The organism is Cellulomonas sp. zg-ZUI22, assembly GCF_017353535.1.
In the GTDB taxonomy this organism is placed as follows: Bacteria; Actinomycetota; Actinomycetes; order Actinomycetales; family Cellulomonadaceae; genus Cellulomonas; species Cellulomonas wangleii.
On the sequence record NZ_JAFMUZ010000008.1, the window covers coordinates 105611 to 126334 of the forward strand.

The 20724-nt window shown below is 75.2% G+C and carries 19 protein-coding genes; 5 read left to right on the forward strand and 14 right to left on the reverse strand.

What is annotated here, in order from left to right; genetic code table 11:
- Positions 1–11 precede the first annotated feature (11 nt).
- A complete protein-coding gene (locus J1G43_RS16560; protein ID WP_207341711.1) occupies positions 12–644 on the forward strand; it encodes an O-methyltransferase in 633 nt (210 codons plus the stop codon).
- A gap of 75 nt (positions 645–719) precedes the next feature.
- Here the strand turns inward: J1G43_RS16560 and J1G43_RS16565 are convergent, their stop codons facing one another.
- The 6 genes from J1G43_RS16565 to dapE form a co-directional block, all read right to left on the reverse strand.
- A complete protein-coding gene (locus tag J1G43_RS16565) occupies positions 720–2324 on the reverse strand; it encodes a M17 family metallopeptidase (protein WP_207378858.1) in 1605 nt (534 codons plus the stop codon).
- Between the two features lie 10 nt (positions 2325–2334).
- Positions 2335–2502, reverse strand: coding sequence for a DUF3117 domain-containing protein (locus J1G43_RS16570; RefSeq protein WP_013116243.1), 168 nt, complete (start codon positions 2500–2502; stop codon positions 2335–2337).
- A 142-nt stretch (positions 2503–2644) separates the two neighbouring features.
- Positions 2645–3949, reverse strand: coding sequence for a hypothetical protein (locus J1G43_RS16575; RefSeq protein ID WP_207378859.1), 1305 nt, complete (start codon positions 3947–3949; stop codon positions 2645–2647).
- A 23-nt stretch (positions 3950–3972) separates the two neighbouring features.
- Positions 3973–4899, reverse strand: coding sequence for a dihydropteroate synthase (folP, locus tag J1G43_RS16580; protein ID WP_207378860.1), 927 nt, complete (start codon positions 4897–4899; stop codon positions 3973–3975).
- Positions 4896–5795: a TIGR00730 family Rossman fold protein gene (locus tag J1G43_RS16585; RefSeq protein WP_207341610.1), complete on the reverse strand. Its 900-nt coding sequence runs from the start codon at positions 5793–5795 to the stop codon at positions 4896–4898. Before J1G43_RS16585 ends, folP begins: the two co-directional genes overlap by 4 nt.
- Before the next feature lie 53 nt (positions 5796–5848).
- A complete protein-coding gene (dapE, locus tag J1G43_RS16590; protein ID WP_207341609.1) occupies positions 5849–6964 on the reverse strand; it encodes a succinyl-diaminopimelate desuccinylase in 1116 nt (371 codons plus the stop codon).
- Positions 6965–7019: 55 nt separating this feature from the next.
- On the opposite strand from dapE, the gene dapD reads away from it, so the two are divergent.
- Positions 7020–8015: a 2,3,4,5-tetrahydropyridine-2,6-dicarboxylate N-succinyltransferase gene (dapD, locus tag J1G43_RS16595; protein WP_207378861.1), complete on the forward strand. Its 996-nt coding sequence runs from the start codon at positions 7020–7022 to the stop codon at positions 8013–8015.
- A 4-nt stretch (positions 8016–8019) separates the two neighbouring features.
- Complete coding sequence (locus tag J1G43_RS16600) at positions 8020–8913, forward strand: hypothetical protein (RefSeq protein WP_307859639.1); 894 nt, start codon at positions 8020–8022, stop codon at positions 8911–8913.
- Between the two features lie 52 nt (positions 8914–8965).
- Here the strand turns inward: J1G43_RS16600 and J1G43_RS16605 are convergent, their stop codons facing one another.
- From J1G43_RS16605 to fdxA, 3 genes are all read right to left on the reverse strand, one after another.
- On the reverse strand, positions 8966–10276 hold the full coding sequence (locus J1G43_RS16605; RefSeq protein ID WP_207378862.1) for a citrate synthase: 1311 nt from the start codon (positions 10274–10276) through the stop codon (positions 8966–8968).
- 243 nt (positions 10277–10519) lie between these two features.
- Entirely contained in the window at positions 10520–11668 is a 1149-nt protein-coding gene (gene dapC, locus J1G43_RS16610) for a succinyldiaminopimelate transaminase (protein WP_207378863.1), read from the reverse strand.
- Between the two features lie 28 nt (positions 11669–11696).
- A complete protein-coding gene (gene fdxA, locus J1G43_RS16615; protein ID WP_089803176.1) occupies positions 11697–12023 on the reverse strand; it encodes a ferredoxin in 327 nt (108 codons plus the stop codon).
- Between the two features lie 94 nt (positions 12024–12117).
- On the opposite strand from fdxA, the gene J1G43_RS16620 reads away from it, so the two are divergent.
- Complete coding sequence (locus J1G43_RS16620; protein ID WP_207378864.1) at positions 12118–12399, forward strand: hypothetical protein; 282 nt, start codon at positions 12118–12120, stop codon at positions 12397–12399.
- Between the two features lie 2 nt (positions 12400–12401).
- Here the strand turns inward: J1G43_RS16620 and J1G43_RS16625 are convergent, their stop codons facing one another.
- Positions 12402–15572 (reverse strand): VanW family protein, encoded by a 3171-nt coding sequence (locus J1G43_RS16625; RefSeq protein ID WP_207378865.1) that lies wholly within the window; start codon positions 15570–15572, stop codon positions 12402–12404.
- Positions 15573–15811: 239 nt separating this feature from the next.
- Between J1G43_RS16625 and J1G43_RS19195 the strand changes: the two genes are divergently transcribed.
- Complete coding sequence (locus tag J1G43_RS19195) at positions 15812–16525, forward strand: GNAT family N-acetyltransferase (RefSeq protein ID WP_207378866.1); 714 nt, start codon at positions 15812–15814, stop codon at positions 16523–16525.
- Between the two features lie 375 nt (positions 16526–16900).
- Here J1G43_RS19195 and J1G43_RS16635 read toward each other — a convergent pair whose 3' ends face one another.
- Genes J1G43_RS16635 through typA form a run of 4 tightly spaced genes read right to left on the reverse strand, consistent with a single transcriptional unit; the run spans position 16901 to position 20686 of the window.
- Positions 16901–17398: a flavin reductase family protein gene (locus tag J1G43_RS16635; protein ID WP_207341602.1), complete on the reverse strand. Its 498-nt coding sequence runs from the start codon at positions 17396–17398 to the stop codon at positions 16901–16903.
- Positions 17395–17766: a hypothetical protein gene (locus tag J1G43_RS16640; RefSeq protein ID WP_207378867.1), complete on the reverse strand. Its 372-nt coding sequence runs from the start codon at positions 17764–17766 to the stop codon at positions 17395–17397. The genes J1G43_RS16635 and J1G43_RS16640 overlap by 4 nt, the downstream gene beginning before the upstream one ends.
- Positions 17767–17770: 4 nt before the next feature.
- On the reverse strand, positions 17771–18727 hold the full coding sequence (locus tag J1G43_RS16645) for a PIG-L family deacetylase (protein ID WP_207341600.1): 957 nt from the start codon (positions 18725–18727) through the stop codon (positions 17771–17773).
- Positions 18728–18748: 21 nt separating this feature from the next.
- A complete protein-coding gene (gene typA, locus J1G43_RS16650) occupies positions 18749–20686 on the reverse strand; it encodes a translational GTPase TypA (protein WP_207378868.1) in 1938 nt (645 codons plus the stop codon).
- Positions 20687–20724: the final 38 nt, after the last annotated feature.

Consider the following 20724-nt stretch of genomic DNA (forward strand, 5'->3'; position numbering starts at 1 on the left):
AGGAGGCCGTCATCTCCACCGACAAGGCGCAGAGCTGGGTGTACTGCGAGGAGTTCCTCGACGAGGACGACGTCCTGCTGCGGGCCCGGGAGCGTGCGTCCCACCTCGGCTGCACCCCCGTCCTGCCGGGTGCGGGCGCGGCGCTGCGCGTGCTGGCCGCGGCGGCGCAGGCCAGGGCGGTCGTCGAGGTCGGCACGGGCGCCGGCGTCGGGTCGCTGTACCTGCTGCGCGGCATGCCGGCCGACGGCGTCCTGACGACGATCGACCTCGAGCTCGAGCACCAGCGCGCCGCGAAGGAGGCGTTCGCCGAGGAAGGTGTGCGCAGCACCCGCACGCGGGCCATCTCCGGTCGCGCGCTGGACGTGCTGCCGCGGCTCACGGACGGCGGCTACGACATGGTCGTCGTCGACGCGGACGTCGAGAACTACCCCGGCTACGTCGAGCAGGCCGTCCGGCTCCTGCGTCCCGGCGGCGTCCTGGCGGTGGACGACGCGCTGTGGCACGACCGCGTCGCCGACCCCGCCCGGCGCGACGAGGCCACGACGACCGTGCGTGACGTCGGGCGCCAGGTCCGCGCCGACGACCGGCTGCTGCCGGCGCTGCTGCCCACGGGCGACGGCCTGCTGGTGGCCGTGCGCCGCTGAGGCCGGCCGCGCGGCGCCGACCACGACCGGCCGACAGCGCCGCCACCGGGGCGGCACCGCCGGGAGCCGGGCGGCTCAGTCGAGCGAGCCGAGGTACTCCAGCAGGAGCCGCGCGCCGTACCCCGTGGCGCCCTCGGTGACCTCGTGCTTGTCGGAGGTCGAGCGCGCCGGACCTGCGATGTCGAGGTGCGCCCACCGGCGCTGCCCGACGAACCGGCGCAGGAACAGCGCGGCGGTGATGGACCCGCCACCGATCCGACGGTCCTCGGGGACGTGGCGCAGGTCGGCGACCGACGAGCGCACGGCCTCCTCGTACTCCGCGACGAGCGGCATGTGCCACACGAGCTCACCGGTGCGCTCCCCCGCTGCCGAGAGCCCGGCGACGAGCGCGTCGTCCGTGCCGTAGAGCGCCGCGTGCTGACGGCCCAGACCCAGCGTCGCGGCACCCGTGAGCGTCGCGACGTCGATGAGCACGTCCGGGTCGAGGGTCGCGTCGGCCCAGGCCAGCGCGTCCGCGAGGACGAGTCGACCCTCCGCGTCGGTGTTCGCGATCTCGACGGTCGTGCCGCCGTGGATCGTCACCACGTCACCCGGCCGGTACGACGCCGCGCCCACGTGGTTCTCCGCCAGCGGGAGCACGGCCGTGACGCGGTGCGGCACCTGCGCCTGCGCCGCGGCGAGCACGGTGGCGAGGGCGACGGCCGACCCCGCCATGTCGGTCTTCATGGGCACCATGGCCTCGCGGGGCTTGATCGACAGGCCCCCCGTGTCGTAGGTGATGCCCTTGCCGACCACGACGACGTGACGGCCGTCGCCGTCGACAGGCGTGTACGAGACGCGGACGAGCCGGGGCGTGGAGGCGGACCCGCCGCCGACGGCCAGGATGCCGCCGAACCCGCCGGCGGCGAGCTCGCGCGGCCCCAGGACCTCGACGTCCAGGCCGGCCTTCGAGCCGAGGTGACGGGCACGGTCCGCCATCCAGGCGGGGTTCTTGACGTTCGACGGCGTGTTCGCCAGGTCCCGGACCAGCCACGTGGCGGCGGCACCGGTCGCGGCGGTCGTGACCGCCTCCCGCACCGCGGGGCCGTCGCGGCCCAGCAGCACCAGGTCGGCGGGCGCCTGCGCGGGGGACGCGGGCTCCGCGGCCATGCGCGGCAGCGTGTAGGCCGCCAGCAGGTAGCCCTCGGCCACGGCGCGCGCGGCACGGGCGGCGGCGTCGTCGTCGTCGTGGGTCTGCGCGCCGACGGTCGCGGCGACGCGCCGCAGGCCGCGGGTCGCCCGGGCCAGCGCGGCACCGGCACGGCGCAGCGCGGTAGGGCTCTCGTCCCCCACGCCGACGAGGACGATGCGCGGCGGCAGCCCTGCCCAGGGCAGCACCACGGACGAGCCGACGGGCAGCGGCAGGTGGACGGTGAACGCCTCACCGGCCGCACCGGTGAGGCCGGCACGCTCGGCCAGCTCCGCCAGGTCGACGCCGTACCGGGCCGCGGCCTGGGGCGTGCCGGAGCGCGGCTGCAGGGCGTCGTCGCCCGGACGCCGCGGGGCCACCTGCACCGCGACCGCGTCGACCGACCCGTCCGTGAGGAGCGGGGAGTCGACGACGGTCGCCGCGTGCAGGTCGACGGTCGGTGGGGTGCGCGGCGCGGTCCGCTTGGCCACGCCGGTGGTGCGAGGGCTCATCCGCAGGTCGTCAGCCGACGACGGAGGTGAGCGCCTCACCCAGCTCGGCGGCCTCGGTCGCGTTGAGCTCGACCACCAGCCGTCCGCCGCCCTCGAGCGGGACGCGCATGACGATGCCGCGACCCTCCTTGGTCACCTCGAGCGGTCCGTCGCCGGTCCTCGGCTTCATCGCGGCCATCCGGGCCTCTCCTTCGCCTCGTACGTTGCCGGCCCGGCGCGCTGCCGGGTCGCCCCGACAACCGCCTGATCTGCCGGTTGTCCACCGGACATCCTAGTTCACCGTGCGAGGACGCCGCCCGGGTGCGGGCGGCACGAACGGGTCACGGTGGCCAGTCGCCGGCGGGGTTGGACTCCCACATCTGCCGGATCCAGAGGGCCTGCAGCGCCAGCATGACGACGAGCACCGCCACGAACCAGGCACGCCGCGCCCACGGCGGGCGCCGGACCGCCCCGGCGGTCACCGCTCCCAGCGGGAACGCGAGCAGCAGGAACCGGGCCAGGCTCGACCCGGGCTCGATGACCGCGACGATGTAGAGCACGTACGCCGCCGACCACGCGTGGAGCTCGGGGCCCAGCCGCCAGGCGGCCGGCACGAGCAGGACCGCGGCCATGAGGCCGAACCCGGCGACCAGGGCCGGCACGGCCCACTCCCCGAGCCAGAACTGCGGGACGTACGTCCACCCGAGGAAGGGCGTGACCTCCCGCACGCCGCGCCAGGCCTCCTGCGTCTGCAGGTACCCGTCCGGCACACCGGTCACCCAGCCGCAGATCGCGGGCCAGGCCACACCGGACACCCCCGCCGCCAGCGCCAGGCCGAGCAGACCCGCGGCGTCGCGGCGCCCGAGGTCGTCCTCACCGCGTCGGGCACGCCACCAGCGGGCCGCCGCGTGCACCACGACCACCGCGACCATGGGCAGGGCCACGGCACGGGCGAACCCGAGCGCCAGGACGGCGACCGCCGCCCAGCCGTACCGGCGCCGCACGATCAGCAGCAGCGACGTGGCCACCAGCAGCAGCGCGGTGGACTCGGTGTACGCCACCTGCAGGACGGCCGCGGACGGGAACGCGCAGACCAGCGCGACGGTCGCCAGCGGGAGCCCCGGGCGTGCGGCGACCGCGCGCGGTGCACCGACCCGGACGGCCTCGTGCACGACGAGCACCGCCGCGGCCCCGAGCACGAGCGCCACCGTCGGGGCGACCGCCACCCACGAGCCGCCCGTGAGCGTCATGACGGTCCGCACGAGCATCGGGTACAGCGGGAAGAAGGCCCACGGGTTCTGCTGCACCAGGCCCTGGTCGTCCCGGGGCAGCTCGGCCGGGTACCCGGTGTCGGCGATCTGCTGGTACCACCCGGCGTCGAACGGCACCGCGACGAAGAGCTGGTACGGCGGGTCGCCCGCGGTCCACGACGTCGGCTTCTGGACGGTGGCCGTCACGAGGAACGCGACCGCCGCGAGCAGGCGCGACGCACCCCAGACGAGCAGCACGTGCACCCACCAGGGCCACGCCCGCACACGCGCCACGAGGCGGTGGACCGGCCCCTCGGCGCGGCGGGGGTCGGCGCCCTGCGCGTCCGCCGCGTCCCCGGCGTCCCGCGGGGACGGCGGGGCCGCGGTGGCAGGCACCCCCCGGGCGGGGGTCCCGGCGCTCACAGCAGCCCTCGCAGCGCCCGCAGGGGTGCCCGCTCGCCGCGGATCGCGGCGACCATGTCGAGCGCCCGCCGGGTCGCGGCCACGTCGTGCACCCGGAACACGCGGGCGCCGAGCCAGGCCGCCACGGCCGTCGCCGCCAACGTGCCCTCGAGCCTGTCCTCGGGCGGGAGGTCCAGCGTCTCGCCCACCACGTCCTTGCGTGAGATCGCCACGAGCACAGGGTGCCCGATGTGGACGAGTTTCGGGGTGTTTCTGAGCAGGTGCAACGAGTGCCACGTCGTCTTGCCGAAGTCGAGCGTCGCGTCGACGAGCACGGAGGCGGGGTCCACGCCCAGCGCCACGGCCCGGGCGGCCGACGCCGTCAGCGTCCGCTCGACGTCCGCGACGACGCCGTCGAGGGGGTCGACGCCGTCCGGCGCGGGGTAGGTGACACGGAAGGGGTCGCTGCGCGGGGTGGCACCGCCGGTGTGCGAGCAGACGACGCCCAGCCCGCGCTCGGCGGCCACCTCGACCAGTGCCGGGTCGTGCCCGGCCCACGTGTCGTTGAGCAGGTCGGCGCCGGCGTCCGCCGCGGCCCGCGCGACGCCCGCACGCCAGGTGTCGACGCTCACCAGCAGGTCCGGGTACCGGGCACGGACGCGCTCGACGACCGGCAGCACGCGGGCGATCTCCTCGGCCTCGTCGACGACGGGCCCGCGACCGGCCCGCACACCGCCCACGTCGAGGACGTCGGCCCCCTCGGCCACGGCGCGGTCGACCGCGGCGTCGACCGCGTCGGCGCCGTGACGCGCCGCGGCGTAGAAGGAGTCCGGGGTGCGGTTGACCACCGCCATGACCACGGGGTGGTCGGCGCCGAACGTGCGACCGCGCAGCCGCAGCGGCGCTGCGCCGGCCGGGACGCCGGGCAGGGGTGGCTCGGTCACCACCCGCCGTCCGTGAGCGGGCCGTCCGTCCCGGTCGCGCCCGCGTCCCGTGCCCGCCGGCCGTCGCGCGCACGCGCCTCGCCGGCCGCGGCCGCCGCGCGCTGGTCGCGCGCGGCCGCGCGCACCGCCGCCTCCTCCTCGGCGCGCAGCTCGGCACCGCGCCGCACGACGATCTCGACGGCCTCCTCGGCGTCGGCCGCGACCTGCAGCAGGTCGACGTCGACCTCCGCGATCATGCCCTGCGGGTGCACGGTGTCGCGCAGCCAGCTCAGCAGGCCCGTCCAGTAGTCGCCCCCGAGCAGGACGATCGGGAACCCGGTCACCTTGTGGGTCTGCACCAGCGTGAGCGCCTCGAACAGCTCGTCGAACGTGCCGAACCCTCCGGGCAGCACGACGAAGCCCTGCGAGTACTTGACGAACATCGTCTTGCGGGCGAAGAAGTAGCGGAAGTTGACGCCCAGGTCGACCCACTCGTTCATGCCCTGCTCGAACGGCAGCTCGATGCCGAGCCCGACGGACAGGCCGCTCGCCTCGGTCGCCCCCCGGTTGGCCGCCTCCATGATCCCCGGCCCACCGCCGGTGATCACGGCGTACCCGGCCTCGACCAGACCGCGCGCCACGTCCTGCGCCATCGCGTAGTAGGGGTCGCCCGGCTTCACCCGGGCGGAGCCGAACACGCTGACGGCGGGTCCGACCTCGGCGAGCGCGCCGAAGCCCTCCACGAACTCGCTCTGGATCCGCATGACCCGCCAGGGGTCGGAGTGCAGCCACCCGGCCCCCTCGGGGCCGGACAGCAGGCGCTGGTCGGACGTGGTGGCGGGGATCTGGTCGCGGCGCAGCAGGACGGGGCCGCGGCGGTACTCGGGGGCGGGTGCCCGCGTGTCGTCGGGGGTCATCCCCCGAGCCTAGGCGAGGCCGGTCGGGCGGGGTCAGACGTGGGACGAGGACGTCAGGCGGTGCCCAGCGGCAGGTCCTCGGGCTGCGCACCCGTCAGCCACGCCCGCAGCGCGCGGTGGCACAGCTCGATCTGGGCGACCGGCACCCGCTCGTCGTCCTTGTGCGCCAGCAGCGGGTCCCCGGGTCCGAAGTTGACGGCCGGCACCCCCAGCGCGCTGAACCGGGCGACGTCCGTCCACCCGTACTTGGGCGCCGGGCGGCCGCCCGTGACGGCCAGGACGGCGGCCGCGAAGTCCTGCGCGGCCGGGGCGTCGAGTCCGGGCCGCGCACCCGCCGCCGCGTCCGTGACGACGACGTCGTACCCCGCGAACAGCTCGCGCACGTGCGCGACCGCCTCGTCGACGCTGCGCGACGGCGCGAACCGGTAGTTGACGGTGACCACGCAGGCGTCGGGGATCACGTTGGTGGCGACGCCGCCGGTGATGCGCACCGCGTTGAGGCTCTCGCGGTACGCCAGCCCGTCGACCTCGACCGTCGCGGGCTCGTACGCCGCGAGCCGACGCAGCACCTCGCCCGCGGCGTGCACGGCGTTGACCCCCACCCACGCGCGGGCCGAGTGGGCCGCGACGCCGGTGAGGCGCACCTCGACGCGCAGCGTCCCGTTGCACCCGCCCTCCAGGCCGCCGTCGCTCGGCTCGCCGAGCACCGCGAAGTCCGCCGCGAGCCAGTCCGGGTGGTGCGCCACGAGCCGCCCGAGCCCGTTGAGGTCGGCGTCGACCTCCTCGTGGTCGTAGAACACCCACGTCACGTCGTGCACCGGCTCCGTCAGCGCCGCCGCGAGCGACAGCGCCACCGCGACGCCCGCCTTCATGTCGACGGTGCCCCGGCCCCACAGCACGTCCCCGTCGAGCCGGGTGGGCAGGTTGTCCGCGACGGGCACGGTGTCCAGGTGCCCCGCGACGACCACGCGCCGCCCACGGCCCAGCGACGTGCGCGCCACGACGGCGTCACCGTCGCGCAGCACCTCCAGGTGCGGGTACGCCCGCAGCGCGGCCTCGACGGCGTCCGCCAGGACGGTCTCCGCCCCGCTGACGGAAGGGACGTCGCACACCTGACGCGTCAGCGTCACGACGTCGGCGGACAGGTCCAGGAGGTCGTCGGCAGCCACGTCCCGACCCTACGCGCGCAGGGCTGGGTGCGGCGCGCGCCGTAGGCTGCTGGCCATGACCGACCGCACCGCCTGGGGCCTCGGCCTCGCCACCGTCACCGACACCGGGACCACGCTCGACGTCTGGTACCCGGCGCCCGAGCTCGGCGAGCCGCCCGCGGGCCTGGACGCCGGCGACGCCGCGTCCGTGCGCGAGCACGCCCCCGCCGACCTCGCCGCGTGCAAGCGCGAGGACCCCGCCCGGCGCGTCCGGGCCGTGCTGGTGGCCACGGTCGTGGACCTGGACGCGCCCCCCGCCGGGACGGCGGACGCCTACCTGCGGCTGCACCTGCTGTCGCACCGCCTGGTGCGCCCCCACGGGGTCAACCTGGACGGCCTGTTCGGCGCCCTGCCCAACGTCGTGTGGACCGACCGCGGCCCGTGCGCGGTCGAGGACTTCGAGGCGACCCGGCTGCGGCTGCGCGCCACCACGGGCACCCCGGTGACCGTGTACGGGGTCGACAAGTTCCCCCGGATGGTGGACTACGTGCTGCCGTCGGGCGTGCGCGTCGCCGACGCCGACCGGGTACGGCTCGGCGCGCACCTCGCCCCGGGCACCACCGTCATGCACGAGGGGTTCGTCAACTTCAACGCCGGGACGCTGGGCACGTCCATGGTCGAGGGGCGGATCTCCGCCGGTGTCGTGGTGGGCGACGGCTCGGACGTGGGCGGCGGCGCCTCGATCATGGGCACGCTGTCCGGCGGCGGGCGCGAGGTCGTCTCGATCGGGCAGCGGTCGCTGCTCGGTGCGAACTCCGGGCTGGGCATCCCGCTGGGCGACGACTGCGTCGTCGAGGCCGGCCTGTACGTGACGGCCGGTACCAAGGTGCGGCTCGTCGGCTTCGACGTCGACGGGGCCGCGGACGACGACGGCGCCCGGGTCGTCAAGGCGCGCGTGCTCGCGGGGGCGGACAACGTCCTGTTCCGCCGCAACTCGCGCACCGGTGAGGTCGAGGCCGTCGCACGCTCCGGTGCCGGCGTGCACCTGAACTCCGCCCTGCACGCCAACTGACGACGTGACGAGACGTCGCCGCGGCGGGTGCGTGCCCGCGCTCGCCACCGCGGTGGCCGCCGTGGTCCTCGTGGCGCTCGGCGTGGCGGCGGTCGTCGCGCTGCTCGACCGTGCCCGGCCGCGCCCACCGGCCGCCGAGCGCTGCGTGGCGCAGCTGGACGGCACGGACTGGAGCCTGACCCCCGACCAGGCGCAGCACGCCGCGCTGGCGTCGGCCGTCGCCACCCGGCGGGGCCTGCCCGCCCGTGCCGTCACCATCGGCATCGCCACGGCGCTGCAGGAGTCGCGCCTCGAGAACATCGACTACGGCGACCGCGACTCCGTCGGGCTGTACCAGCAGCGCCCGTCGCAGGGGTGGGGCACGGTCGAGCAGATCATGGACCCCGTCTACGCGACCACCAAGTTCTTCGAGGGCCTGGAGAAGGTCCCCGGCTACCAGGACATGGCGGTCACGGAGGCCGCCCAGGCGGTGCAGCGCAGCGGGTTCCCGGACGCGTACGCCCAGCACGAGGTCCGGGCGCGGGCGTGGGCGTCGGCACTCACGGGCCACTCCCCCGCGGCACTGCGGTGCACCCTGCACCCCGTCGAGGACGCGGGGGGTGTCGACCCCGTGCTCGCCCGCATCGCGCGCGACCTCGGCGACACCCCGGCCACCGTGACACCTGCCGAGGGCGACCGGCCGGCGACCGTCGACCTCACGGCGGGCTCGCTCCCGCTCGACGAGCCCGGCCGGGCCGGCTGGTTCCTCGGCCAGTGGGCCGTGGCGGTCGCGTGGGCCGTCGACCTGGAGGCGGTCGCCGTGGGCGACGTCGTGTGGACGCGGACGACGCCGACCTGGGAGCCCACGGGGACGGACCCGCTGCCGCCCGGTCAGGTCCGCCTCACCGTCGCCGGCTGAACGACGTCGACCCCCGGCCGCGCAGGGCGGCCGGGGGTCGACGGGGCGTGGGTCAGCGGCGGTCGCCGGGCACGTAGTCGCGCTCGGTGGCGCCGGTGTAGACCTGGCGCGGGCGGCCGATCTTCGTCTGCGGGTCGTTCATCATCTCGCGCCACTGCGCGATCCAGCCGGGCATGCGGCCCAGCGCGAACAGCGGCGTGAACATCTGCTCCGAGAAGCCCATGGCCTTGTAGATCAGCCCGGTGTAGAAGTCCACGTTCGGGTACAGCTTGCGCGAGACGAAGTAGTCGTCGGACAGGGCGATCTCCTCGAGCCCCAGCGCGATGTCGAGCAGCTCGTCCTCACCGCCGAGCGCCTGCAGCACCTCGTGCGCGCTCTGCTTGACGATGGCCGCGCGCGGGTCGTAGTTCTTGTAGACCCGGTGGCCGAAGCCCATGAGGCGGACGCCGTCCTCCTTGTTCTTCACGCGTCGCATGAAGTCGGTGGCGTCGCCGCCGTTCTCCTTGATCTGGCCCAGCATCTTCAGCACGGCCTCGTTGGCGCCGCCGTGCAGCGGGCCGGAGAGCGCGTTGATGCCGGCCGCGACCGAGGCGTAGATGTTGGCGTGGCTCGACCCGACGACGCGGACCGTGGAGGTCGAGCAGTTCTGCTCGTGGTCCGCGTGCAGGATGAGCAGCTTGTCCAGCGCGTTGACCACGGTCGGGTCCGGGTCCCACTGCTGGTACGGCACCGCGAACGTCATGCGCAGGAAGTCCTCGACGTACCCGCGCGAGTAGTCCGGGTACAGCAGCGGCTCGCCCTTGGAGGCGCGGTGCACGTAGGACGTGATGGTCCGCGTCTTGGCGAGGATGAGGACCGTCGCCAGCTCGACCGTGTCGGAGTCGAACGGGTCGAGGGACTCCGGGTAGAACGTGGACAGCGCGTTGAGCGCCGACGCCATGACCGCCATGGGGTGCGCGTTGCGCGGGAACGTCCCCATGAAGGTGCGGAAGTCCTCGTGCACCAGGGTGTGCCGGTTGACGCGGTCCTCGAACGCCGAGAGCGCCTGCGGGGTCGGCAGCTCGCCGTGGATGAGCAGGTACGCGACCTCGAGGAACGAGGAGTGCTCGGCGAGCTGGTCGATCGGGTAGCCGCGGTACCGCAGGATGCCCGCGTCACCGTCGATGTAGGTGATCTGCGACTCGCACGACGCGGTGTTCATGAACCCCGGGTCGACGGTCACCAGACCGGTGTCGCGCAGCAGGGAGGAGACGACGATGCCGTCGTTGCCCTCCGCGGCGGGCACCACGGGCAGGTCGCGTGCCTGCCCGTCGACCACGAGCTGGACAGGTGCCTGCACCGGTGCGGTGACGACGTCCGACATGGGTGTTCCTTCCTGCGCCGACGAGCGTGTCCGACCTGCCCCGGCGGATCGCCGCGCTGACCGGTGGGACGACCGACGCACGGTGGTGACCCCCGTCGGCCCGCAGCGACGGTACCTGCGAGAACGCCGTCTTGACCAACGTGCGGGCGGGGCTTGGACCCGATGTGATGTTCCTCACAGCGGGTGCCGCCCAATCTATACGCGCGCCAGGGCGAGCGGGAGCCGTGCGGCGGACCGGGTGGCTCAGGCGCCGGTGAGCCGTGCGGCCGCCTCGGCGATCCGCTCGTCCGGGGCGGTGAGCGCCACCCGTACGTGCCCCGCCGCAGCCGACCCGTAGAACGCGCCGGGCGCCACCAGCAGGCCCAGCGACGCCAGGTCGGCCACCGTCGACCAGGCGTCCTGCGGCGGTCCGTCCGGCCGCACCCACAGGTACAGGCCGGCGTGCGAGCGGTCCACCACGTACCCGGCGGCCTCGAACCCGCGCCGCAGGACGGACCGGCGGCGGCGGTAGCGCTCGCGCTGCTCGGCCACGTGGGCGTCGTCCTGCAGGGCCGCCGTCATCGCCGCCTGCACCGGACCCGGGACGATCATCCCGGCGTGCTTGCGCGTCTCCAGCAGCCCGGCGACCAGCGCCGGGTCACCCGCCACGAACGCGGCCCGGTACCCGGCCAGGTTCGACTGCTTCGACAGCGAGTACACCGACAGGAGCCCGGTGAGGTCGCCGCCCGTCACGCGCGGGTCGAGCACGCTCGGCACGCCGCTGCTCGCCCACGGCTCGTCCCACGCCAGCTCGGCGTAGCACTCGTCCGACGCGACGACGACGGGACGACCCGTTCGTCCCGCGGCGGCACGCGCCGCGTCCACGACGGCGGCGAGCTCCTGGACGCCCAGCACCGAGCCGTCGGGGTTGCCCGGGGAGTTCAGCCACACCAGGCGCACGTCGTCGCGCGACGCGAGCAGGCGCACGGGGTCGTCCGTGGGCACCGGCACCGCACCGGCGAGGCGCGCGCCGACGTCGTACGTCGGGTACGCGGTCGCCGGGTGCAGCACGGCGTCACCGGCACCGAGGCCCAGCAGCGACGGCAGGAACGCCACCAGCTCCTTGGACCCGACGGTCGGCAGCACCGCGTCGGGGTCCAGGCCGGGCACGCCGCGACAGCGGGCGAACCACGCCACGACGGCCTCGCGCAGCGCCGGCGTGCCGTGCGTGGTCGGGTAGCCGGGCGAGTCCGCGGCGGCGGCGAGCGCCTCGCGCACCACCTCCGGGGTCGGGTCGACCGGCGTCCCCACGGACAGGTCCACCAGACCACCGGGGTGCGCGCGCGCCCGCTCGCGCACGGGCACCAGGGAGTCCCAGGGGAAGTCCGGCAGCGCGGCGGTCAGCAGGCCCACGGGTCCCCCACCCGGGTGCGCGCGGCGGTCACTCGCCGTGCACGCGCAGCGGGACGGTGGCGATGATCGGGTGGTCGTGCTCGATCTGCCCCATCTTCGCGGCACCGCCCGGCGAGCCGATCTCGTCGAAGAAGTGCACGTTCGCCTCGTAGTACGACGACCACTGCTCCGGCACGTCGTCCTCGTAGTAGATCGCCTCGACCGGGCACACCGGCTCGCAGGCACCGCAGTCCACGCACTCGTCCGGGTGGATGTACAAGGAGCGCTTGCCCTCGTAGATGCAGTCGACCGGACACTCCTCGATGCACGCCTTGTCCTTGACGTCCACGCAGGGTTCGGCGATCACATACGTCACGGCGGGTCCTCCACGGGTGCAGCGGTCGACCTAGTATCCCCCACGTGCGACCTGCCACGACCCGACGTCCAACCTCCGACACGGGAGGACCGGCGTGAGCCCGGACGTCTGGCGCACCTGGACGCCCGGGACGCGGGTCGTCGTGCGCCGACGACGCGACGACCTGCCCCCGGGGACGGTGCCCGGGAAGCTGCGCGGCGGCGAGCCGCCGTTCACCGACGTGCTCGGCGAGGTCGTGGCCGTCGACGACGCCGGGGTCACCGTCCGCACGCGTCGGGGCGTCGTGCACGTGCCGGCGCAGGACGTCGTCCGGGCGAAGACGGTGCCCCCGCCCCCGGCGCCGCGGGCGCGGCGGGGGGACGGGGGCACCGGCTGACGTCAGGGCGCCGGCGTCGCGGCGGGCGGCGACCCGCACACCACCTTGTTCTGCGGCTTGTAGCGCCACGTCCTCGACTGCGTGTCCACGAGCTCCTCACCGAGGTAGACGCGCCGCGTGTTGGTCACCGTGAACCCGGGGTTGCCCGCGCTCTGCGGCTCGCACGTCGGGGACTGGGAGTACACCGTGGTGGGGGCCACCACGCCGGAGCGCCCGCTGGTGGACGTCTCGACGGTGAAGTGCTTGGTGCTCCAGATGCGCACGTGCGCCCGCCCGTCCGCGACGAAACCCTGCACGAGCGCCCCGTAGGGAGTGTTGTTCTTCCACTTCATGTCGATGGTGCCCGTGAAGATCGTGGCCTCCTGCCCCTCGGGGTACCGGGAGAACCACTCGCTGTGCGGGGTGTGCTCGACGTCCTCGTAGCCTGCGAGGAACGCGGCGTTGAACGTCGTCGTCGACACCTGTGACAGGCCGCCGCCCCACGCGTCCTTGTGCTCGCCGTTGACGATCGCACCGGCCTGCACGAACCCGTGAGCGCCGTCGACCGGACCCAGCGCCTCGGTGAGGCTGAACGTCTCGCCCGGCCGCACGAGCTTGCCCGTGATGTTCTTCAGGCCCTGGGCGATGTTCGCCGTGCGGCGCGGCTCGCTCGTCAGGGGCGTGGAGAACTGCGAGACGATCTCCTTGACGCCGAGCGCCTCGAGGGCCTGGGTGGTCTGCGCCGGGTCGGACTGGACCAGCTCGACCGGTGCGACACGGTCGGTGCCCGCCGTCGCCGCCTGCGCGACGGACGTCGCCAGGGCGGCCGGGTCGAGCGTCGTGCCGGGCGTGCCGGGGACGATGACCGGTGCACCGTCCTGGAACTCGAACCGCGCGTCCGCCGCCGTGGTCAGCAGGTCGGGCAGCTGCGCCAGCACGGCCTCGCCGAGAGCGGGGCCGTCGAGCTGCAGCTGCAGCGTGCCGTCCACGGGCACGAGCGCCGCCCCGGCGGTGAGCGTCGGGACGTCGAGGGTGGCCTGCCGGTCGGCGACCTGCACGGTCACCGGCGCCGCGGCCAGGGGCTGGGCGATCTCCCGCAGCGCGCGCTGCGTCTCCTCCTCCGACACGGCCGGTGGCAGCACCTCGGTCGGCAGCTCGAGCGGACGCGTCCCGGTGAGCCAGGAGTCCTGCAGCACCACCGCGGCGCCGTCCTCGTCGAGCTCCCACCCGTCGACCGCCTCGGTCGCGTGGGCGGCGCCGTCGGCGAACACCACCGTGCCGTCGACCGGGGCGAGGGTCAGCGAACCCGTGAGCTGCGTCAGGGCGGCGTCCATCGCGTCGTCGTCGACCTGCGTGACGGGCGGCTGCTCGCCGACGCCGACGAGGTGACGCCACAGCCGCACGGGCTCGGTCAGGTCGACGCCGGTCAACCGCGCGACCGTCGCGTCCACGTCGAGCGTCAGCCCTGCGGCCACGGGGTCGATCTCGGACTGCACCTCCTGCGCGACCACGGGGACGGGCGTCGTCGTGCGCTCCGCCAGTCCGGCGGTCAGCGCCTGCTCCGCCTCCTCGGACGACATCGAGCCGATCTCGATGCCGGCGACCGTGGCGCCGCGCGGGACACGGTCGGCGAGCGCGTACGACGACCCGACGTACAGCCCCCCGAGCAGGACGACCGCACCGCCGACGACGGCCAGCCTGCGCGGCCAGCGCCTGCGACCGTCCTCGGCGTCGAACCCGTCGAGCGGCGAGGTCGCACGGCCGTCGCCGGGCGCGTCCACCGGTCCGTCGCCGTCACCGCTGCCGTCGCCCGCGGTGCGCGGCCACGACGTGGCGGGCGCCGCGGGTGCGGACCGGGGCACCGCGGTGATCAGCGCCGTGGCCTGCGGGTCCGCCTCCGGGCGGTCGGTCGGTCGCGCGTCGTCCGACGGCGCCGGGGGTGCCGTGGAGTCGGCGTCGGCACCCGCGGCGGTGGCCGCAGCGGCCGTGGCGCCGGGGGTGGCGTCGTCACGGTCGCCGCCCACCGAGGGCTGCGGCTCCTCGTCGTCAGCGGTCGGGGCGGTCGGGCCCGTGCCGTCCGCCGGGGCGGGCGCGTCGTCCGACGGCGGTCCGCCGGGCACGCCGTCCGGGCCCGCCCCATCCCGCGCGACGGCGTCGGTCGGCCCGTCCGTCGTCGCGTCCGCGCCCTGCGAGGGGGTCACGGTCGCCGCAGGCCCGTCGGCAGGGGTCTCACTGCCGGCCGCGGAGCCGTCGTCCGTCGGTGCGGCGGCGTCGGTCGGTGCTGCGGCGTCGGTCGGTGCGGCGCCGGCACGGTTCTGCGCGAGCGCGTGGGCCGGCACACCCACGGAGGCGGCGTTGAGCGCGGTGAAGGCGAGTGCGGAGAAGCCGCCGAGATCGAGCACCGGCCGGGGCTGCGGGTCCGGCTCCTCGTCGCGCGGCGAGTCGCCGTCGGGGTCCCGCCCGTCATCGGCCGGGTCGGCCGCGGCCGAGACCTCCGTGTCACGCTCGGGCTCCTCGGCGACACCCTGCTCGGCGGCACCGGTCGCGTCATGCCCGGCATCGCCCGCACCGGGCGTGGCGTCGGCCCGGGGGACCTCGGCGGTCGGCGGGACGTCGTCGGTGTCCGCAGCCGGGGCGGGCGCGGGTGCGGTCACCGCCACGTCCTCCCACGACGGCCACGCGGCGAGCGGCTCGGCCTGCGGGGGCGCGAGCGGACGGGCGGCGCGGGTCGCGGCCACGCCGCCCGCGGCGCCCCGGCCCGTGCCGGGCGTGTCGCCGCGGGCCACGTCCGTGGTCCCCTCGTCCGCGGCCCTCGTGCCCGCGGCATGCTCGGCAGTGTCGCCGGCAGCACCGCGCTCGGCAGCGGCACCCTCGGCAGCGTCGTCGACAGCGGCACCCTCGGCAGCGTCGTCGACAGCGGCACCCTCGGCAGCGTCGTCGACAGCGGCACCCTCGGCAGCGTCGTCGACAGCGGCACCCTCGGCAGCGTCGTCGACAGCGCCGTCGGCGTGGGCGAGCTCGTCGCCGTCGGCCGCCTCGTCCGTGCCGGTCGTGCCGGTCGCCGCCGCGGCCCCGGACTCCTCGATGCCCACACCGGTCCCACCGGCGGGCGCCGCAGGCGCGGCGGGCCCGTCGCCGACAGGTCGCTCCGCGGCGTCGTCGGTCGGCGTGTCGCGGTCGGTCCCGTGCGTCATCGATCCCCCGTGCTGGTCCCACGCGCGCACGACGCGCGCGTGGCGATTCTAGGGGCGCGACCTGCACGCCACGGCGTCCCGACGCGTTCCGTGACCGATCATCACCCGCGGTCCGCAGGACCCTCCCGGGACGCGCACACCCCGAGCGACCTCGGGCGTGTCCGGCCACGGCGAGCACGAGAAGGCTGATCCCGGCGATCGGCTGGCAGACTCGCTCGGTGGCGAGTGGTCTTGAGTCCGTGACCGAGACGGTTGTGCACCGCGTCTGGGCCGAGCGGCTGGGAGTGGCGCCGGCCGTCTTCCGGGAGTCCCAGCCGGTCTTCGTCGACAGGTCGGACCTGACGGCGGCGGTGGTGGTCCGGCTCGGCCGGACCGTTGCGGTTGCGGCGCCCGAGCGCGCGCTGTCCCGGCTGAGGTCCCTCGGACCGGGGCACCTGCTCCACGTCGGCTCGCTGCTCGGGGCGTTGGAGCCGTGGGCGCCGCGCTTGTTCGGGGTGGCGTCGCTGGCGTTCGCCGATCACACGACACTCGCCCCGGTCGGGGCCGACGCCGCCCGGACTGCCTCGGAGGCTGAGGTGGAGGCCGTCCTGTCGAGGTGCTCCGTCGAGGAGCGCGACGAGAGCGGGCTGCTCGACATGGACCCACGATGGGTCGCCCTCGGCGAGGACGGCGAGCCGGCGGGTGCAGCCGGGTACGAGGTCTGGGGTGGCGGGCTCGCCCACGTCGGTGTGGCTGTCGCCGCAGCATCACGGGGCAAGGGCCTCGGAGCCCGCGCCGCCATGGCAGCCGCTGTGCACGCGATCGGCGTCGGCCTGGTGCCGCAGTGGCGCTGCCGAGAGGACAACGTCGCCTCGTTGCGTGTGGGCGAGCGCCTCGGGTTCGTCCGGACCGGCGAGCAGGTCGCGATCGACCTCGCGCCGGACGAACGGGATCTCACACACGCAGCCAGGTGATGGCGGCGGCGCGGACGACGGCGCCGCGGGAGGCGACGGCGTGCTCGTCGTCGCACGTGGTGAGGCCGCGCTGCCGCGTACGCCACCACCGCGATCTGATGCGCCCGCGCGCGACCCTTCGCGGCCGAGTCGTTGGACGTGACGCTCGAGACGGCGGTCGTCGCGCGCTCGGCAGTCACGCGGTGCGGAACTCGACGCGGATGGCGGACGGCTCAGCGGCCAGGCGGGCCGAGTCCTCGGCCGGGTGCGTGAAGGCGTCCAGCCCGAGCTCGGAGACGTCGACGGCGTTGCGGACGTCGATGGTCTGCGTGCCCGCCGAGGCCCTGGTCGCCTGTCCCGCCCGGCGCGCACCACCACCTGCCGAGGCGACGGCACCTACCGGAGGCCGCGCAGCCGGCCCCGCAGGTGGACCAGACCACCGGCGTCCGGGGCACCCTGGGCGGCGGCGAGCACGCGGCCGACGACGACGTCGTGGTCCCCCGCCCGGTGCACGGCCTCGGTGCGGCAGTCCAACCAGGCGGCGGCACCGTCGACCCAGGCCGCGCCCGACACCGGCCCGGGTCGGTGCGGCACCCGCGTGAGCTGGCCGACCGCGGGTCGGCCCGGCGACGCGAGCCAGTCCGCCACCTCGCCCTGGTCGTCCGCCAGGACCGACACCGCCCAGGTGTCGACGTCGTCCAGGACGTCACGCAACCGGGCGTCGACGTGCACGCAGAACAGCACCAGGGGCGGCTCGAGCGACACCGAGGTCAGCGAGCTGACCGTCGCCGCGTGCTCCACCCCCAGCCGACGGGCGGCCACCACGGCGACCCCCGCCGCCAGCCGGGCCGCGACGACCCGCAGGGCGTCCGCCGTGACGTCGGCGTCGGTCACGGCGCGGTCGGCCCGTCGTCCGTGACCCAGCGCCGGGGGACGAGCCCGACGACGATCACGGCGAGCAGGGCGCCGCCCACCCAGCCCCACCCCCACAGGTCGCCGGCCGGGACGAGCACGTCCCCGCCGGGTCCGCCCGTGGCCAGCACCTGGATCGCGAGGAGGGCGCCGCCCGCGCTCGCCCCGTAGCCGAACCACCCGCACCAGGCCCGGGCGATCAGCACGATGACGAGGACGAGGAGCACGCACAGCACGAGCCCCCAGGGGCGGACGGCACGGTGCATGACGGTGCCGATCGTCCCCGCGACCAGCCCGAGGCCGAACGAGGCGGCGGCGCGCCAGAGGGTCGCGGCGGTGGGCAGCTGCACGGCGTCAGGTTACCGGCCGCACACCGGCCGGCCAGGTCAGCCCGGCCTCCTCGGCGCGCAGGCTGCCGGTCGCGTAACGGTAGGCCTCCTCGGCGGGCACGGCCGCCAGCACGGCGTTGCTCAGCGCGTAGCAGCCGACCAGCGCGTCCTCACCGGCCACCGGGCGCACGGCCTGCACCTGCGTCGCGTGCGCGCGCAGGGCTGCGAGGACGCGGTCCCGGACGGGCGCGACGTCGACGAGCAGGTCGACCTCGTCGTCCGGGACGGCCATCGAGGGCGGCTCGGCGGACGGGTCCGGCAGCGTGAGCGACTCGATCGTCGCGCCGAGGGCCGCCAGCACGGCGTCACCGGCGAGTGCGACCTGCGCGCGCCGCAGGGCGACGCGGCCGGCCACGGACCACAGGACCACCGGGACGACGTGGGCGGGCGAGTACGTGTCGTCCTCGCGAGCAGCGAGCTGCAGCGCCAGCGTCGTGACCTCGTGCGCACGGACGTGGTCGGGGTGCCCGTAGCCGCCGCCGGGCTCGTAGGTCACCACGACGGCCGGCCGACGGGAGCGCAGCAGGCGCGCCAGCGCGTCCGCGGCCTCCTCGAGGGAGGCGAACGCGAAGGCGTCGACGGGGACGTCGTCCGGCGCCGCGGCGCGACCGACCCCCACCCACGCCATGCCCGAGTCCTCGTAGTGGACCTCCGCGGCCACGGCCTCGTCGAGGAACCCGTGGTCGCGCACGCCCAGGGCACTCAGCGCGGCGGCCAGCTCGTCCTCGCGGTGCGCGGCAAGCGCCGGGCCGTCACCCTCGAGGTGGGCCCAGCGCCTGCCGATGACCTCGCCGCGCTCCCCGCGCGTCGCCGTCACGACGGTGACGGGACGCCCCGCGGCGGCCCACGTCGCCAGCAGCGCCCCGGTCGCGAGCGTCTCGTCGTCGGGGTGCGCGTGGACCGCCAGGAGTCCGCCGGTCATGCTCGTGCCACCGTCCGCGGGTCAGGCGCGCTTGTTGCGCGCGGTCTGGCGGGCCCGCTCGGTCTGGTCGAGCACGACCTTGCGGATCCGCACGACCTCGGGCGTCACCTCGACGCACTCGTCCTCGCGGGCGAACTCGAGGGACTCCTCGAGCGTGAGCTTGCGCGGCGGCACCAGGTTCTCGAAGGACTCCGACGTCGAGGAGCGGATGTTGTTGAGCTTCTTCTCCTTGGTGATGTTGACGTCCATGTCCTCGTTGCGCGCGTTCTCGCCGACGACCATGCCCTCGTACACCTCGGAGGTCGGCTCGACGAAGAACGTGCCGCGGTCCTGGAGGTTGAGCATCGCGAACGGCGTCGCGACACCCGACCGGTCGGCCACGAGCGAGCCGTTGACACGGGTCTCGATCGGGCCGGCCCACGGCTCGAAGCCCTCGGCGATGGACGACGCGATGCCGGTGCCGCGCGTGTCGGTGAGGAACCGGGTGCGGAAGCCGATGAGGCCGCGCGCCGGGACGACGAACTCCATGCGCACCCAGCCGGTGCCGTGGTTGCTCATCGTCTCCATGCGGCCCTTGCGCTGCGCGAGCAGCTGCGTGACGGCACCGAGGTACTCCTCGGGGACGTCGATCGTCATGCGCTCGGTCGGCTCCATGACCTGGCCGTCGACCTTCTTCGTGACGACCTGCGGCTTGCCGACGGTGAGCTCGAAGCCCTCACGGCGCATCTGCTCGACGAGGATCGCCAGCGCGAGCTCGCCACGGCCCTGCACCTCCCACGCGTCGGGGCGCTCGGTGGGCAGCACGCGCAGCGAGACGTTGCCGACGAGCTCGCGGTCGAGGCGGTCCTTGACCTGGCGGGCGGTGACCTTGTGGCCCTTGCCGCCCTTGCCGGCCAGCGGGGAGGTGTTGATGCCGACGGTCATCGAGATCGCGGGGTCGTCGACCGTGATGAGCGGCAGCGGCCGCGGGTCGTCGGGGTCCGTGAGGGTCTCACCGATGGTGATGTCCTCGATGCCGGCGACGGCCACGATCTCGCCCGGGCCGGCCTGGTCGGTCGGGACACGGTCGAGCGCCTTGGTCTCCAGCAGCTCGGTGACGCGCACGTTCTGCATCGTGCCGTCGTGGCGCGCCCACGCGACCGTCTGCCCCTTGCGCAGCGTGCCGTTGTGGATGCGCAGCAGCGCGAGGCGCCCGAGGAACGGGGAGGCGTCGAGGTTGGTGACGTGCGCCTGCAGCGGCGCCTCGGGGTCGTACGACGGCGCGGGGATCTTCTCGAGGATGGTCGCGAAGAGCGGCTCGAGGTCCGGGCTGTCCGGCAGACCGCCGTCGGCGGGCTGCTCGAGCGACGCCTTGCCGACCTTGGCGGCCGCGTAGACGACCGGCACGTCGAGGATGGCGTCGAGGTCGAGGTCCGGGACCTCCTCCTGGAGGTCGGACGCCAGGCCGAGCAGCAGGTCGGTCGCCTCGTGGACGACCTCGTCGATGCGCGCGTCGGGGCGGTCGACCTTGTTGACGAGCAGGATCACGGGCAGCTTGGCGGCGAGCGCCTTGCGCAGGACGAAGCGGGTCTGCGGGAGCGGGCCCTCGGACGCGTCCACGAGCAGGACGACGCCGTCGACCATCGACAGGCCGCGCTCGACCTCGCCACCGAAGTCGGCGTGGCCGGGGGTGTCGATGACGTTGATGGTCACACCGTCGGGCTGGCCGATCTTCGCGGCGGCGGGTCCGGAGTACCGGATCGCCGTGTTCTTCGCGAGGATCGTGATGCCCTTCTCCCGCTCCAGGTCACCGGAGTCCATCGCGCGCTCGTCCACGTGGTCGTGCGCACCGAACGCGCCGGACTGCCAGAGCATCGCGTCGACGAGGGTCGTCTTGCCGTGGTCGACGTGCGCGACGATGGCGACGTTGCGCAGGTCGGAGCGCACGGCGGCGCCGGTGGCCTGGTCGGTTGCGGGCATGCGGGTACTCATCTCAGTGGGCTGGGGGGTGCGCCGGG